This is a genomic window from Cupriavidus sp. CPT47-8839-RL05A (assembly GCF_058792255.1).
Genome location: NZ_JBYTEG010000016.1, coordinates 16272 through 31451, shown reverse-complemented (window position 1 = coordinate 31451; position 15180 = coordinate 16272). Strand labels below are relative to the sequence as shown.

At 57.2% G+C, this 15180-nt stretch carries 11 protein-coding genes and 1 tRNA gene; 4 read left to right on the top strand and 8 right to left on the bottom strand.

Annotation, left to right across the window (positions count from 1 at the left end):
• From AC3WVS_RS19860 to AC3WVS_RS19845, 4 genes are all read left to right on the top strand, one after another.
• Positions 1-495, top strand: a complete 495-nt coding sequence (locus tag AC3WVS_RS19860) for a TlpA family protein disulfide reductase (protein ID WP_492320021.1) — start codon at positions 1-3, stop codon at positions 493-495.
• A gap of 60 nt (positions 496-555) precedes the next feature.
• Entirely contained in the window at positions 556-2277 is a 1722-nt protein-coding gene (gene soxB, locus AC3WVS_RS19855) for a thiosulfohydrolase SoxB (protein WP_492320020.1), read from the top strand.
• 74 nt (positions 2278-2351) lie between these two features.
• Positions 2352-2427 (top strand) — tRNA-Ala (locus AC3WVS_RS19850).
• A gap of 110 nt (positions 2428-2537) precedes the next feature.
• Complete coding sequence (locus AC3WVS_RS19845) at positions 2538-3644, top strand: integrase (protein ID WP_492320019.1); 1107 nt, start codon at positions 2538-2540, stop codon at positions 3642-3644.
• Between the two features lie 55 nt (positions 3645-3699).
• Here AC3WVS_RS19845 and AC3WVS_RS19840 read toward each other — a convergent pair whose 3' ends face one another.
• The 8 genes from AC3WVS_RS19840 to AC3WVS_RS19805 all read right to left on the bottom strand — a co-directional run bounded on the left by AC3WVS_RS19840 (position 3700) and on the right by AC3WVS_RS19805 (position 14890).
• Positions 3700-4779, bottom strand: a complete 1080-nt coding sequence (locus AC3WVS_RS19840; RefSeq protein ID WP_492320018.1) for a HEPN domain-containing protein — start codon at positions 4777-4779, stop codon at positions 3700-3702.
• Positions 4776-5981: a GmrSD restriction endonuclease domain-containing protein gene (locus AC3WVS_RS19835; protein ID WP_492320017.1), complete on the bottom strand. Its 1206-nt coding sequence runs from the start codon at positions 5979-5981 to the stop codon at positions 4776-4778. Before AC3WVS_RS19835 ends, AC3WVS_RS19840 begins: the two co-directional genes overlap by 4 nt.
• Positions 5968-8172 carry a DNA methyltransferase gene (locus AC3WVS_RS19830; RefSeq protein ID WP_492320016.1) on the bottom strand — a complete coding sequence of 735 codons (2205 nt, stop codon included), beginning with the start codon at positions 8170-8172 and terminating at the stop codon, positions 5968-5970. Before AC3WVS_RS19830 ends, AC3WVS_RS19835 begins: the two co-directional genes overlap by 14 nt.
• Positions 8169-8429: a hypothetical protein gene (locus tag AC3WVS_RS19825; RefSeq protein WP_492320015.1), complete on the bottom strand. Its 261-nt coding sequence runs from the start codon at positions 8427-8429 to the stop codon at positions 8169-8171. Before AC3WVS_RS19825 ends, AC3WVS_RS19830 begins: the two co-directional genes overlap by 4 nt.
• 430 nt (positions 8430-8859) lie before the next feature.
• A complete protein-coding gene (locus AC3WVS_RS19820) occupies positions 8860-9678 on the bottom strand; it encodes a hypothetical protein (protein ID WP_492320014.1) in 819 nt (272 codons plus the stop codon).
• Positions 9679-11523: 1845 nt separating this feature from the next.
• Positions 11524-12438: a plasmid partitioning protein RepB C-terminal domain-containing protein gene (locus AC3WVS_RS19815; RefSeq protein ID WP_492320013.1), complete on the bottom strand. Its 915-nt coding sequence runs from the start codon at positions 12436-12438 to the stop codon at positions 11524-11526.
• Positions 12438-13325 carry a plasmid partitioning protein RepB C-terminal domain-containing protein gene (locus AC3WVS_RS19810; protein WP_492320012.1) on the bottom strand — a complete coding sequence of 296 codons (888 nt, stop codon included), beginning with the start codon at positions 13323-13325 and terminating at the stop codon, positions 12438-12440. Before AC3WVS_RS19810 ends, AC3WVS_RS19815 begins: the two co-directional genes overlap by 1 nt.
• Positions 13322-14890, bottom strand: a complete 1569-nt coding sequence (locus tag AC3WVS_RS19805; protein WP_492320011.1) for a recombinase family protein — start codon at positions 14888-14890, stop codon at positions 13322-13324. Before AC3WVS_RS19805 ends, AC3WVS_RS19810 begins: the two co-directional genes overlap by 4 nt.
• Positions 14891-15180 lie beyond the last annotated feature (290 nt).

The window sequence follows — 15180 nt, the reverse complement described above, 5'->3', positions numbered from 1 at the left end:
ATGCGCGCGCCTGCCGTGCTGCTGCGCTGGCTGCTGGCCTTCAGCCTGGCCGGCGCCGCAGCCGGCGCGGCAGCGCTGGAGGTCGGCGACACCGTGCGCCTGTCCGACGTGCGCACGCTCGACGGGCGCACCCTCAGCGCTGGCGCGCTGGCCGGCAAGCCGCTGGTGGTCGAATACTGGGCCTCGTGGTGCCCGTTCTGCGCGATGCAGAACCCGCGCCTGCAGAAGCTTTATGAACGCACGCGCGGCACGCCGCTGCAGGTGCTGACCATCAGCATCGACAAGGATCCGCGCGAGGCTGCCGACTACATGAAGAAGCGCGGCTATACCTTCCCGGCGACGACGGATTCGCCCGCGCTGCAGGCCGTGTTCGGCAAGCGCAAGGGACTGCCGGAGCTGTACGTGATCGACGCGCGCGGCCGCGTGGTGCAGAAGGAAGTGGGCGAAATGCTTGAAGACGACGTGGCGGCGCTGGAGCGGTACGCGCGGCCATAGTTTTGCGATGGCGGACGCCCTCGCTAGGGCCGACCGCCACCGTCAATTCCAGGAAGAGACATGAACCGACGCGAGTTCCTGCAGGTGCTGGCCATTGCCGGCGCCGGCGGCATGACGTTCCCCCATCAAGACGCGCACGCCGCGCAGGCCGCCGAGGCCATGTACGACCTGCCGCGCTTCGGCAACGTCCACCTGCTGCATTTCACCGACTGCCATGCGCAGCTGCGGCCAGTGTATTTCCGCGAGCCCAACGTCAACCTCGGTATCGGCGACTATGCCGGCAAGCCGCCGCACCTGGTCGGCGACGCGCTGCTGCGCCAGTACGGCATCCGCCCCGGCACGCCGCAGGCGCATGCGTTCACCTACCTGGATTTCAACGAGGCCGCGCGCCGCTATGGCAAGGTCGGCGGGTTTGCGCACCTGGCCACGCTGGTGAAACGGCTGAAGGCGGGCCGGCCGGGCGCCCTGCTGCTCGATGGCGGCGATACCTGGCAAGGCTCGGCCACCGCGCTGTGGACCAAGGGCCAGGACATGGTCGATGCCGCGCTGGCGCTGGGCGTGGACGTGATGACGCCGCACTGGGAGATGACCCTGGGCGCGGACCGCGTCAAGGAGATCGTCGACAAGGACTTCAAGGGCAAGGTCGCCTTCCTGGCGCAGAACATCAAGACCAACGATTTCGGCGATCCGGTGTTCGATCCGTACGTGATCCGCGAGATCAACGGCGTGCCGGTGGCCATCATCGGCCAGGCGTTCCCGTACACGCCCATCGCCAACCCGCGCTACTTCGTGCCGGACTGGACCTTCGGCATCCAGGAAGAGAACCTGCAGCAGGTCATCGACGCAGCGCGCGGCAAGGGCGCGCAGGCGGTGGTGCTGCTGTCCCACAACGGCATGGACGTGGACCTGAAGCTGGCCTCGCGCGTGCGCGGGCTCGACGCCATCCTGGGCGGCCATACCCATGACGGCATGCCCGCGCCGGTGCCGGTGAAGAATGCCGGCGGCACCACGCTGGTGACCAATGCCGGCTCCAACGGCAAGTTCCTCGGCGTGCTGGACTTTGACGTGAAGGGCGGCAAGGTCGCGGACTTTCGCTACCGGCTGCTGCCGGTGTTCGCCAACTACCTGCCGGCCGACCCCGCCATGGACGCGCTGATCAGGAAGGTACGCGCGCCCTATGAGCAAAAACTGGGCGAAGTGCTGGCCGTCAACCGCGGCCTGCTGTACCGCCGCGGCAATTTCAACGGCACCTTCGACCAGCTGATCCTGGACGGCCTGATGCAGGCCCAGGGCGCGCAGATCGCGTTCTCGCCGGGCTTCCGCTGGGGCACCACGCTGCTGCCGGGCGAGGCCATCACCATGGAACACCTGATGGACCAGACCGCCATCACCTACCCGTACACCACGGTGACGCAGATGAGCGGCGAGACCATCAAGACCATCCTGGAAGACGTGGCCGACAACCTGTTCAATCCCGACCCGTACTACCAGCAGGGCGGCGACATGGTGCGCGTGGGCGGGCTGCAATACACCATCGATCCGACCGCCGGCATGGGCAAGCGCATCAGCGACATGCGCCTGGCCGGCAAGCCGCTGGAAGCCGGCAAGACCTACAAGGTGGCGGGCTGGGCCCCGGTGGCCGAAGAGGCGCGCCAGGCCGGCGGCGCGCCGATCTGGGACGTGATGGCGCAGTGGCTGCGCAGCACCAGGGAAGTCAGCGCCCGCCCGCTGAACCTGCCGCGCGTGCGCGGCATGGACGGCAATCCGGGCATGGCCGCCTGATGTTGTGCGGCCCCGTCACGCGCCGCGCAGAGGATTGAAGGGCGCTGCCGTATTACGCTACAATCAACCGCCACGGGCCGATAGCTCAGCTGGGAGAGCGCTGCGTTCGCAATGCAGAGGTCGGGAGTTCGATCCTCCTTCGGTCCACCAATCAAATCAAGGGCTTAGCTTGTGCTAGGCCCTTTTTCTTTTCGAAATTCGATTTATTGTCCAAATTTTGTCCAACTGGCGTTCAGGGCCAGTCAATTGAAAGGCAATGAATGGCATCGTTCCGCAAGCGCGGTGAACTGCAGTGGCAGGCTCGGATCTCCCGCAAAGGATTTCCGCCGCAGGTCAGGACTTTTAATACCCGGACCGATGCCGAGGCCTGGGCACGCCAAATCGAGTCTGAGATAGACCGAGGCATGTTCGTAAGTCGAACCGAGGCAGAAAATACAACGCTGGCTGAGGTCTTAAGTCGATATGAGCGGGAGATCCTTCCGGGCAAGAAAGGTGCCTCGCCGGAGGCGTCCGTCCTTCGGGTGTGGAAAGGGACCGACTTGTCAAAGCGTGCTATGGCCGCAGTCCGCAGTGCGGATGTGGCACAGCTGCGAGACGATTGGTTGAAAACACGCAAGCCGGCAACTGTCCTCCGCCGCTTGGCTGTAATGTCGCATGTATTTAACATTGCCCGGAAGGAATGGGGCATGGAAAGCCTCTCGAATCCCGTCGAGCTCGTGCGAAAGCCACAGCCGAACAATGCGCGAACGCGACGCGTCACCGCCCACGATTACGGCGCCGATACACTATGCGGGGACGACGTCCCATGGGCCCCACAGAAGGGCGAACTCGAGCGGGTCATTGCAGCTAGTGGCTCGACGTTGTTACCGCTCATTATCTCGCTTGCCCTTGAGACCGCAATGCGCCGGGGGGAAATCGTGGCACTTCGATGGGAGAATGTGGATCTCAAACGCCGTGTCGCGCACCTTCCGGCTACCAAAAATGGCAGCTCGCGCGATGTACCCCTTTCCTCGCGTGCAATTGCGGTGTTTCAAAAACTGAAGAATGCCGCGGATGAAGCCAGCGCGGAGATCTGGAATGGCCTCGTGTTCAAAATCCGGGGCGATGCTGTCACAAGGGCGTTCGAGCGAGCCGTGATGAGGGCACGAAAGCTGTACGTCGAAGAGAGCAAGGCCGGTAACCAGCGTCCCGACGACAGGTTTTTGACCGACCTACGCTTTCACGACCTACGGCACGAGGCCACTTCCCGGCTGGCTTCGATCTTTCCCTTGCACGAGCTCACGAAGATCACGGGACACAAAGACCCTCGCATGCTCATGCGGTACTACCATCCCCGTGCGGAGGACTTGGCGAAACGCCTTGCCTGATCACGTTGCTCGCCAAATTGCTCGAGCCGCAAAGGCAACGCTCACGCGGTCATCGTCAGTTGGTAGGCAGCAAGTAGTAGTCGTGCCCATCATTTGCATGGAAACCGACTTGAGCGCCAATCTTGACAGCTTCGGTGGCTACGATCTCTTGATGGTTGACTCTGTCGATCTGAAGACTCTCAACAGCACTAGCCCTAACGGGCTCCATGGCATCGGAGGTCAGCACGAATAGTTGATCACCAATTGCGATACGGTGACCCTCGATCTCGAAACACACAATCTTGTTGTTGAAGACCTGTATGGGCTTGCCGAGCGATACAGCTATCCCGACTTCGGCGCTGAACTTTAAGGCTTCATGTTGCAACAGCTCGAAAAGTCCTTTTCCATAAGCGCTCACAAACGCGCAACGCTCTTTGAGAAGGCCAATCGACTCAATGTCGTCAACCAAGACGACACCGTGCGATACGAAGTTCCGTCGCTCAACCAGGTCATCGATTGGTTCAAAAAATACTCGAAATTCCTCATCCGAGAGGGCATTTATGTCGCGCGCTTGTTCTAGCTGAGCGAGGCAAACAGAAAACGTCGGTGTTCGTGCTACCCGCCTTAGGTGATGTTGCACGCCCACACTGGCCAGCATATCTGTGATGCGATTGAGTGTGAGGTTCCCCCGATGGAGGGAAAATGCGGAGCCGTTGAGTTGGTAGTCCTTCGCGTCAGAAAAACACGAATGCAGATTGGCGATGACCTTCTCGTGCGTGGTTTCAGTACGAAACTTATCTCTGATCAGCGCCTCGGCCAACGCAAGAGAGTATGGTAAATGGTTTTTCTGAATCGCTTCAGGCAAGCGCTTGAACTGGTCGCTAAGTTCACCCAAATGAACAACGAAACTACTCACCAGACTGTCGGCCAGGCGCTCCAATAGACCGTATATTGATACAATTGCAACGGTGTAAATATATTGCTTCGTGTTCGTGGCCGTTGACACCAGCTGATTAAGGAGCTGGGCCTCATTGGCAGACAGATCGCGCTTGCGCTCATTGAGCAGGCCAATCAGCCCCTGTTCGCGTTCTGTCCGATCTAAGAATACGAGAAGTTGACTGACTCCCGCTTCGAAATCCGCCAGAGCTGCTTTCATGCGGTAATGTTGTCGACAAGAAATTTCTCCAAGGCACTCTCGCGGGCGACCAGCGCACTCGGGTTGACATTGCGACCTTCGAAAGTATCGTAATTGTCCCTGTAGAAGGACTCAATTTGATCCTGAAGAATTTGAGCCTTATCTCGTATCAATTGGGTCTTGTCCAGGTGTTTGCTGACAACGGCCATCAACGAATCGTAGACAGTTGTGGTGGGCCGTTCAAGCCAGGACCAATTATCTCGCCTTTGCCGATAGAGCCAAAATGCGCGCTCTCCAAAGACTTCTTCGATCAACTGTATGGTATCGATGAAGGTGCGCTCCAGCCCTTGCAGGGTATCTTGGCCAAAACCATTGCCGTGGCGGAGGTACGAGTCAAGATAGGTCGATAGCGGAACAGTACTTTTGTGCAATGTACGTTTCTGCCGAAATGCAAAAAAGCGAAGGACGAGCTCAACATCCTCCATGCGACGGAAGTCTTCGTTCTCCAACCTTTCTTCGGGCGGGCTTCCGCCATCAAGCTCTTGGGCATCTGGGAGAGGTAATCCCCATAGACGACAGAGTGACTGGTTTTTGGAAAGCCGTATGCATAGGCGGTTCAGCGGGCCGTCATAAATTGCGTTTCGTGTTTCTTGTGGCGTGAGTTTTGCTCCGCCACTGTTGATCCGCTCGAAGACCATCTGCTTGAGCCGAAGAGCGTCATCCTCGTTATTGGCGGTCTCCTTAAGCAGAATCACTGACGAAAGATAGCGCCGATCGATACCTTCTCTCACCTTCTCAGGGAGAGCCGAGTATGTACGTCCGTTGAGCTCAGGCCACTGCGTCAGATCGATCAGCGGGAACTCATTCCGGTAGAAGGCATGAATTGCAGTGAGACGCTGCAATCCGTCCATAACTTCGTACTTGGAATAGTCATACTCGTACAGAAAGACCGGCGGGATCGGCACGTTCATGATGAGCGATTCGATCAATCGAGATTGTTGATTGCGCGTCCAGCGATGCCGACGCTGATACTCGGGCGAAAGCCGATAAGCCGAGCTTTCAACGATGCCAGCAATCGTACTCAGAGGATAGCGGGCTTGTTCCGTAACGATCCGAATCTCACCGCGTACATATTTCTGATTGATCACGTCATCCGCGATCTTAGCGGTTGACGACGGAACGTCCTCAGGGAATGACAGTTCTTCGCCCTCAAGCAGCGGCATATCTGGCCTCCTGTGCGGTAGAAATATTGGTGGATATCGCGTCGGCGGAAGCCGCCTTTGTGCGAGGTTCCGCTGAAGCGCGAGTCACAAGCTCGGCACGGATCGCCGTCAGCCGCTCCTTAATGGCCTCATAGCTCAATGCTTCAGCCCCCACCGCAATCAATAGTTGGGATGCTGCAATCACGAACCGGTCGGAGACGGAGATTTGAAGTCCGGCCGCCGCCAAAGGCTTAGCCATGACTTCAGCTCTTGTCACAAGCGATTCAAGATCCTCCTTCTGCCACGTTGAAGCGCTTCGTTTTTTGCAGACTAGGATCGCATCCAGGCTGATTGGGTCTTTTGCGGCTGTTTTCGGACTCGCTGCGCGGAGTTCAGCATGGACAGGGTGTGCAGCAACCACTGCCAAACCTGCCTGCGCAATTGCTTCGTAAATAGCAGCCCATCCTTCTGGGCGTGAATGATGGAAGCTGAATGCCAGTACCCCGTCGTTCTTGAGGACGCGGCAAGCCTCAGTGAATACCGATGCGAGCTGCCGGGAGAATACGCGCGGATCTTTGTGTTGTACCTCGCCCTGGTCGGACGAGTCCTCGCGGGCCATCCACGGGTAGCGGCTGCGTAGCGCGGGCGACAGCCAGGCGAAGAAGAAGTCGCTTAGCTCTGAGTAGTGAACGAAGTCGAAGTAGGGCGGATCGGTCACGACCGCGTCGACCGTCCCTGCGGGCATGGGTAGCTTGGAGCTGTCGCCGTTGAGGATCAGTAGGCCATGCTCGGCCACTGCCAACTCGTCCCAAGCCTCAACGCAGCGAGCACGGATCGGGGCGCTGGCGACCGTCTTGTAAGAGCCCACACGGTTGCCGTTCTCGTCGCGCTTGACGGCGACCTCAAAAGGCTCATCGAGGTAGCGCTTGGCGCGAAGCAACCGCGACTCGAACAAACTGCTGAATGTCCCGCTGCTGCGGTCTGTCCCCCACACCGAATTTTCCAGTGGGGTGCGCTCTGGTTTCAGGATGTGGTTCGAGAACATATGCCGGACGGCTCCGGTGCCCTCTCCCTTGAAGCTGCAAAAAAGGTTGTTGAACTCCAAGGTGCTGGAAAACAGGCAAAGCATCTGCTCCTGCACTGCCTGGTTATCGATGCGCAGGATTTCGCGCAACAGCAGGCCGAGACATAGCAGTTGCCGCACATTAAAAAAGTCGCGCCATTGCGTGTAGTTATAGCCGCGCGCCTGGTCGGTATTGTGGCCTGGGCGCACGCCGGCTTCTGGCAGCGGCAAAGTTTCGCGGGCAAGCCGCTCCCGGGCTTCCTCGAAAAGGGCCAGGTCCTCGTCGCGCACCGCTAGGTAGGCCTTCGAGCCGTCAGCACGCAAGGCCATCATCGCGTACATCCGGTGCGGGGGCGGGGTGCCGTCCTTGGGTAGCAGGTCCTTGATGCGGTAGCGCTGCCCCCCCTTAGTGGTGACATATTGCCCCGCGGCCGGGCCTTCCTGTGGATTGAAGGGATGGCCGCAGTGCGGGCAACGGAGGTCGGTTGCGTCGTACCGATCCTCAAGCACACCCCAGCAGCCCGGACACACGATTTGTGCTCGCGGCTTTTTCTTGGGATAGGCGTCCTGAGAAAACACGTACCGCGATAGCAGGGGAATCACTTCGCCATCAGGCGTCGTGACGGTCTTGACCCAGAAGTAGTAGAGCACGGGGATCAATTCTCCCGTCAGCGGATCGCGGGTCTGGTAATACCGGCGAATCTCGGGCGCCACGTCTCGCTCCAAGAGCTCGAACGCCGCCCGAAGCTGGGCTTCCGGCGCCGGTGTGAACGCTTGACGGACAAGGAAAGTGCTGACCGGGTTGATATCGCAGCCTACGGCCTTGGCGCCAAGCTTCACGGCCTCGCCAAGCGTGGTGCCGCTACCCATGAAGGGGTCGAGTACCACCTTTCCGGCCAAATCATGCGTCTTGTAGAACTGAGCCCAAATGTCCGTGCCTGGCTGGCTTAGGGCCGCTAAGGTGATCCCCCTAAACACTGAACCGAGTCGAGTCGCCCACCACTTGTGGATGTGATAGATCGGGCGATTTATCTCCTTTCGCCAGCTTTCCTGCTCAGCCAATTCACTAATTTCCAATATTGGGAAATTAGTCTCAAGGGCTGACCCCGCAGGCATATTACTATTTGCAATATCGCGACTTGGGCTCATTGTTTCTCTGCCTTACGCTGCTCCAGCTCCATTTCCGCAAAAACCTGATCTTGGCTGATCATCTTAACCGTTTTGCTGCTCTGTGTCTTTAGACGATATGCCACAAAATTATGCTCTGCACCGGCGTTCGGGCTTTTGATTCGTTCCGTCAAAATCTCGTTAGTCAGTAAATCAAAGCTATAAATGGCCGCCAGCACGACGCCCACTTTCAATCTTCGGGTAGCTCGTAATTTTCTTTGGATATCGACCGAAGACATAAAAAACGTTTCTACCGTTTTGTAATCCTGAGGGGGGGTGACTATTTGAATCGAAAGTCTTATCTCTTCCGGGGGTCTTTAACCCCCTAGCTTCATAGTTCTCCGCGAACTGAGCAATTCGGAATCTGGATATGCATGTCGTTTCGGCTTGTCAAAATTGAGTGGAAGCGCTTTTAGGCGTTCCTCCACCCAATTTTGAAAATGAAACTCCTTATCATTATCGCCTTCTGACTCTATCAGCTCGGTAACCTGTATGGCCGACACGCACGCTTCGAAAGCATCAAAGCACGTTGTTTCTTGTGGAATTATCATCACTTCCCCGGATTTGAGCTGTGCGCTACTGCTTCACTCCAGAAAGCTTGTAGAAGAGCCCGTTTCGACGCCTTCACTGCAGTTTCGTCAAGGAGGCTAGTCTTGGCGGTGGTGATGTTCATTCTTCTTCCGGCTGGCTATTCTCGTCGGGAAGCACTGGCGCGCCAATCATTGAAACAGCCTTGCTGGCCTGACTCTTGAGGCGGTAGGCCACAAAGCGATGTTGGGTGCCCGCGCTCGGGTTGGGTACGCGCTCGGCGCGCAGCTCGTTTGTGCGCAAGTCGAAGTTGTAGCCGACCACCAGTGTCTCCGATTCGACACGCGTAAGGCTACCCACGACTTGGTAGCGGTCATCATTGCCGAAGTTCTCCGGCAGAATCAGCGTCGCTAGGCCCGTGGTACCCTCGGTCAGCGCAAACGGCGTTGGCGCGACGTACATTTTGCGATCGCGGATCATAATGTCGCCGTAGGTACCAAAGCCCTTCACGCTCTTGTTTTTGTGCACATAGTTGTGGTCAGCGTTCAGGAAGTCTCCATGGCATACGACGAGGTCAACGACGGGGTATTGTCTACGCCCGTTGCCTTGGTCGGCATAGCCAGAAAGGTCAGCAGGATAGCGGCCGAACACGTAGAAGATTTGTCGGCCATTGTGATAGCCAGTCGGCACTTGGCTGTTTGAGTCGTAATCCCGCTCCCGGCCAGGCCATGCGAGGCCCTTGATCTCGTAGCCCTCAGTGTGTTCCACCAAGCAGAAATCAGGGTAGGTATTCCGCCCTGACCCCTCGAAATGCATGTCCAGACTCTGGAGGCGCTGCTGAAACCAGTTCTGAAAGTGGAACTCCTTGTCCTTCGCAGAGACCGACTCGATCAACTCCGCGGCCTGCACTGCTAAGGCGCATCGCTCGAACACGTCAAAGGCGGTTGTCTTCTGGGTCATTCTTCTCTTCAATGAGTTCGCTTGATCATCTGTGGGGGCCTCGAGAGTAGCCGAGACGCAACTTTTCCGTCCGTTTGGAAGCAAAGAAAAGTGGCGAAGCATTTTAGCAGTCGAGGGGTAACGGATGGGGCTGCGACCCTGCCTTACAAAGTTGCGGCTAGTGACGCCAGCTGCATCATACGTGGCGCATGGCGCACTTGTAGCGTGGAGGCAACTCTAGCCCTGCGGTGCCCCATCTTGTGAACGGGTCCTTCGTTTATCGCGCAGCAATCATCTTGATCTCAGAGGCACTACTTGGAGCTATTAGTGGACCGCAGGCCACGAAATTTTCGCGTGCGCGAAAATCTGACAGCCACGACGACCCCAGAAGGCTAGTCCTAATTGGCTGAACGTTCCGATCGCGTGCCTGGATTGGGCAGACAGTCCGTCGTGGCCACTGGGTAAATCTACAGCTAAATCCGCTCTGGTCACCTGACGAAACGCAGCATCGCTCGCCGCCTACCCAAACAGCTGCAATTGGGCACGTGCCTTCTTCTTTCCTTTTGGCAATGCCAACGCCTGCGCGGATATCCGCCGCCTTCCTTCTACGTGAGTAAGCGAAAAAGGGCGCGTGGGGTGGGACGTAACGCTATGCACGTCACGCATAGCGTTCGCCGAGTCGAACGGCCGCCGATGCGACCATTCGAGCGCTCGTCACTATGGAGCCAGCGGGAAAGGCCAAGGGTCTGTGCGCGGGGCTACTATTAGTGCTTCAGCCATGTCTGCATAAGCGGACTCTTGCCCGGAGACGTCGGTAGGATAAACAAGTGTCCCGCTGTTTGCGACTTCGATTTTGTGGCAATCGGCGTCGTTTGTATCTTCCTCCAGAATTCGCCAGGACCAGCCTTGGTTGGGGTGAGGTTCAACTTCCCCGCTGTAAGTTCGCATGGAATCCTTCCATTTTGTCGACGGCCAAGCGTACAAGCCAAGCACACCCAACACAACATCGCCGTGTTGGCACCGTTCAAGCCTGTAGCAGTCACCTGAAACTCCCCCGGAATGGCGGCAAGACCGGCACTAACCTTTGTCGTCGAACGCCTACGCCGCAAGAGCCGCGCGGGCCGCAACCAGCCCAAACTTTGGCCACCCGGCATGAGCTAATCGCTGTGACGGCGTCGGAATGTAATACATCTGGCACCAAAATGCCTATCCTGCCCTAGTATTCTCCCTCCGACTTTCTCCAAGTTCGTACAGTACGAAACGCGTACAAAAACAGAACATAAGCAGAACGCTCGCAGAACCTATTCGGGACACAAATCGTACAAAGAACGTCTGCTTCGAGACATCTTCAGATCAAAATTCAGTTCCCGGTATCAACTCTTCACTTTTGAGGCAGTCCTAAGGCATTTCCATTCATGCGCAATGCACTTCTGATGCAAGCATCATGAGGCATTGCCGGGAGCCATTAGCAGGATCGCACTGCCTTCCCACGTGACTCACTCAACCAACATTTCGCGTCCGCGAAAATCTTGCTTCGGATTTGCCTCGACGGACTGCTCCCCCCATCCGGCTATAGGACAAAGTACCAGCGGGCTCGATGCGTGCTCCTGACACGCGCTGAGATTGGCGTGACAGGGTGCGCGAGATCGCGTCGTCTTGGATGCAAGCTATGCACGAGGCATCAGCCGTTCCCCCTTGGAATGACCAGCAAGCGGTCAACTACCTACACTTTCCCTCATTCGCGCCAATGCGCTCAACGGGGATGCTGCTCTCCAAGTCAGGGGAATCTTCCATCTCAATATTTTTGGCCGCCAATTTTTTTCCACTCAACGCCAGAATGCCGCCATGGCGAGCTAGCTGCCCACGCTATGTCGGCGACCTCTCTGGATCTGTCGAAAGGGTCCTGATTTCGGCGACGCGCTGCAATTGCTGCAGGTAGTCTGCATGGAATTGAGCCAACCACCGCACTACGGGGGCATTGTCCAGCAGCTTTGCAATATAGGTCTTGATGACGACAAGCTTCAGGTTGTCTGGGCCGTAGCTGTCTTCCAAGAGCCTCGTGTCTGCCTGAAGAGCCGCAAGCTCCCGCTCAAGACGCTGGATTACCTCAGTCGATCCCCCTCGCTCGACCTTCTTCTTGAAGCCTTCGGCCAGCTGATCCGGCGGCGTCGTTTCCAGCATGGCTAGCGCTAGCTTCAGTGAGAAATTGCCGAGATTGATCATCGCGTGTGCGACGTCGATTTGGCGGAAGGGCTGCATTTGGCGAAGAATCGGAAACACACCACGTGGGACCGGCTTTTCTGCAAGCAAGTTGACGGCCTCGTCACAGATTCCGTCGAGCATCTTGAACCGCTCGCGGATCACGCCTGCAGAAATCCCCAGGGCGGCGCTCAATCGTTCTGCCGATACGCCGCGTTCGTAGGCGCGCACGATCATCTTGTGCTCCTGTATCGCAGCCAGGCGGTTGACGTGCTTGTTGTACGTGTAGCTTTCATCATCCTTGGCAATCAGGCATCTTGCTCGCTCAATGCCCAGATCTCTCAACGCTTCTGACCGAAGATGCCCATCCAAAATGCTGAAGCAGCCAGGTAGCGTAGGGTGTCGGATCACAATCAATGGTTCGACCAGTCCGATGGCCTCTACCGAGGATCTAATCTGCAAAAACTTGACGCTGAGTTTGATCGTCGGAGGCAGGGGCTTCGATGGTTGCAGGGCTTCCATCGGAATGTCGATCCATTCTTCGTCAAAACCCCATTCAATGCGCTTTGGTGCCTTGTCCATTACAGTAGTCCTCCGTTCCGTGCGCTAGCGGACAAGGGTTGCGGAACACTGCACAGATTCTCGGCTTTCAGCAACTCAACAAACTCGCTGGTTGCGAATAGTTCCTTGAAGATTTCGCAGGTCACCAGCAACATGTTTTGCGTGTACTCCGCCTTCTTCTGAATGAGGCGATGCTTTTCGGCATCCCGCTGATACAGCTTGGTTAGCTCCTCCGGACTGAGCTTCTTCTTCGTGCTCGCCCGGCCGAACATGTCATTGTTTCCGTGCTTACCGCTGCGCGCCCGCTGCTCTAAAATGCGACGCATGATCGAAACTTTCTTGCCTTTGAGTTCGCCGCTGTTGTAAGCGTCGAGCAATAGCTGTTGTGCCTCTGAATCAGTGGTGCGAGAGATGCTAACGGCAAGATGGAGGGGAATGTATCCCGCCTCCGCTGCGGCTAGTAAGCGCTTCTCCCCCTTTTCAAGCAAGTTGGCCACATTTCCCACCCAGGACGCAGTGCACCCAATTTTCCTCCCGATCTCCGCGTCGCTGTAGCCGCGTTGCCGCAGCGCTGCAACTTGTGAGAGGGTCTCGCTGGCGCGCGGATTGCGGCGCGCCACGTTTTCAACGATGCTCATCACATGCCCGGTCTCCTCATCAGCGTCGAGAATGATCGCGGGTATCTCTTGTTGGCCGAGAAGCCTATAAGATTCTAGCCTGCCTTGTCCGCAAACCAGGGCATATCGGTCTTCGTTGCCATCAAGCCGCCTCACTGTGATCGGCCGCTTCAGACCGACCCGCTGGATGTTGTCCGTGATTTCTTGATGTGTCTTGCTATTCCGCACACGCGGATTCACAACTGAGATCGCCTCAATCGAGATCATCACTATCTTGCCTGACGGATTCATGCGGCCTCCTGTACGGGTACGCGTGCTGCGAGAAAGTAGAAGACATCAAGGGTGTCGAATTGGTAGGCATCGAGGAAGAAACCATTGCTTCCCGCAAGGGGCATTGACTCGGCGGAAAAATCAATGGAGGGAAGCAAGTAGTAGTCGAAGGGACGGGTATTGTTGCCGTCCATTCGTACTACCACCGTGATATCCGGCGTTAGGCTCGTATCGAGCCGAATGCGCCAACGATAGTTGCCACTCGACGTCGGTTTGCAGCGCGCAATTACCACTGATGCTGTGAATTCACCGCTTACAGTCAATAGATCCGTGGTAGGGTCGATTGTTGACCATCCACCAGCAGCGTCTACGCCGGCAGCGATCTCCACCATGATGTCCGGATGGCGCCGCCGCAAAGCGCGGTTGATTTCGAGGTACGTATAATCGCGTTTCGGGCAAAATCCGATCAGGTTGTAGGCGCGCAGGAGACTTCCAAACCGATTCCGGTACGCCGCGCTCGAAGGAATGCCATCTTGCTCATCGATGATCAGGCCAGACAGTGCGCCATACTTTTCGAGGGTCTGTTTGAGCATCCCGAGCATTTGATCATCGTCAAGATGACGCGACCGGTCTGCGACTATGGCCTGCACGCGCGAGAACCAGTCCAAGGGAACAATCGGCTCGTAGGCACCGTTTTTGCGGATCCACTCAGACGGAGGATTTCGTTGGTGTTTGATCTTCAGTTTGAACGACGTGCGGTTGTAGACGTTATTGCCGATGTACTTTTCGTTGGTCAGAACCTGGTGAACCGACCCCCGCGTCCATGGTCGATCAAGATCGGTCCTGCTTCTCTCTCGGTTTAGTGTCGAGGCGATTACGCGTTCTGGCATTCCCTGCTCGAGAAAGAGCGCATAGATTCGATGGATGGTCTCGATCTCCTCGGATGGGCCGGGGACTAAGATGACTCGATCCGTCTGAATGCTCTTCTTCTCGCCGCGCTCCAGAATGCCCTTGATGTTGTGGTCTTCGTCGATCAGTTGGCGCCTTAGCCCGAAGCCTGGTATGCCACCTTGTCGGTAACCACGTTGTACAAGGTTTTTTTGTCCAGCGAACACCTTTACCGACAACTCGCGGCTGTACTCCGCAGCCATACTTCGCTTCAAGCTCTTGAGTAGGTTGGAGCTCAGAGAGTTGTCATTCCCGAATTGCTCTGCGCAGTAAATGACTTGGATCCCGTTCCGCTTGCAGGTCTGCTCGTAGACGGCGGCCTCGTCTGGATCAGGAAATCTCCCCCATCGGCTAACGTCGTAAACAAGCACGGCAGAAAAACTTATCGCTGCCTGCTGGACATCATGCAGCAGAGAGCGAAGACCTTCTCGGCCCTCAATGTTGAGCCCGCTTTTTCCCTCGTCCTGATACGATCGCACGATCCGCATGCCGTGTTTGGCTGCATATTCGGCGATGACGACCATCTGGTTCTCGGTAGAGTAGCGCTGGTGCTCTGTGGACATGCGAACGTACTGCGCCACCAAGATCGCATCATCGGCGTCGCCCACGGACACGGTTGTGATGTTCGTGTCGGTCATGCCCACTCCAGCATTCAGAGGGAAGTGAGGGCCATCCTCCTAGGCATATATGGAATTTTTGTGACGCAGCGGATGAATTTTTTGTGACAAACGAAGCGTCATGGCACGCAAGACGCTGGACCTTACCGGCCGCGCGTCTGCGTATTAACTCAAGCGCTCCGCCGCGGTACCGCACCTGCCCGCACACCTTGCACTCGATTGCCATAAGACGGGTATCGTGCAGTCTTATGACCACGTCGGCCCTGCGCTCAGGGCCTTTCGGTCAGCATACCCACGTGACTTACCCAACC

Bases quoted from the DNA above. Each gene is read 5' to 3' on its own strand.
- AC3WVS_RS19820 (WP_492320014.1), bottom strand. From the start codon at position 9,678: ATGACCCAGAAGACAACCGCCTTTGACGTGTTCGAGCGATGCGCCTTA.
- AC3WVS_RS19825 (WP_492320015.1), bottom strand. From the start codon at position 8,429: ATGTCTTCGGTCGATATCCAAAGAAAATTACGAGCTACCCGAAGATTG.
- AC3WVS_RS19830 (WP_492320016.1), bottom strand. From the start codon at position 8,172: ATGAGCCCAAGTCGCGATATTGCAAATAGTAATATGCCTGCGGGGTCA.
- AC3WVS_RS19805 (WP_492320011.1), bottom strand. From the start codon at position 14,890: ATGACCGACACGAACATCACAACCGTGTCCGTGGGCGACGCCGATGAT.
- AC3WVS_RS19840 (WP_492320018.1), bottom strand. From the start codon at position 4,779: ATGAAAGCAGCTCTGGCGGATTTCGAAGCGGGAGTCAGTCAACTTCTC.
- AC3WVS_RS19860 (WP_492320021.1), top strand. From the start codon at position 1: ATGCGCGCGCCTGCCGTGCTGCTGCGCTGGCTGCTGGCCTTCAGCCTG.
- AC3WVS_RS19835 (WP_492320017.1), bottom strand. From the start codon at position 5,981: ATGCCGCTGCTTGAGGGCGAAGAACTGTCATTCCCTGAGGACGTTCCG.
- AC3WVS_RS19815 (WP_492320013.1), bottom strand. From the start codon at position 12,438: ATGGACAAGGCACCAAAGCGCATTGAATGGGGTTTTGACGAAGAATGG.
- soxB (WP_492320020.1), top strand. From the start codon at position 556: ATGAACCGACGCGAGTTCCTGCAGGTGCTGGCCATTGCCGGCGCCGGC.
- AC3WVS_RS19845 (WP_492320019.1), top strand. From the start codon at position 2,538: ATGGCATCGTTCCGCAAGCGCGGTGAACTGCAGTGGCAGGCTCGGATC.
- AC3WVS_RS19810 (WP_492320012.1), bottom strand. From the start codon at position 13,325: ATGAATCCGTCAGGCAAGATAGTGATGATCTCGATTGAGGCGATCTCA.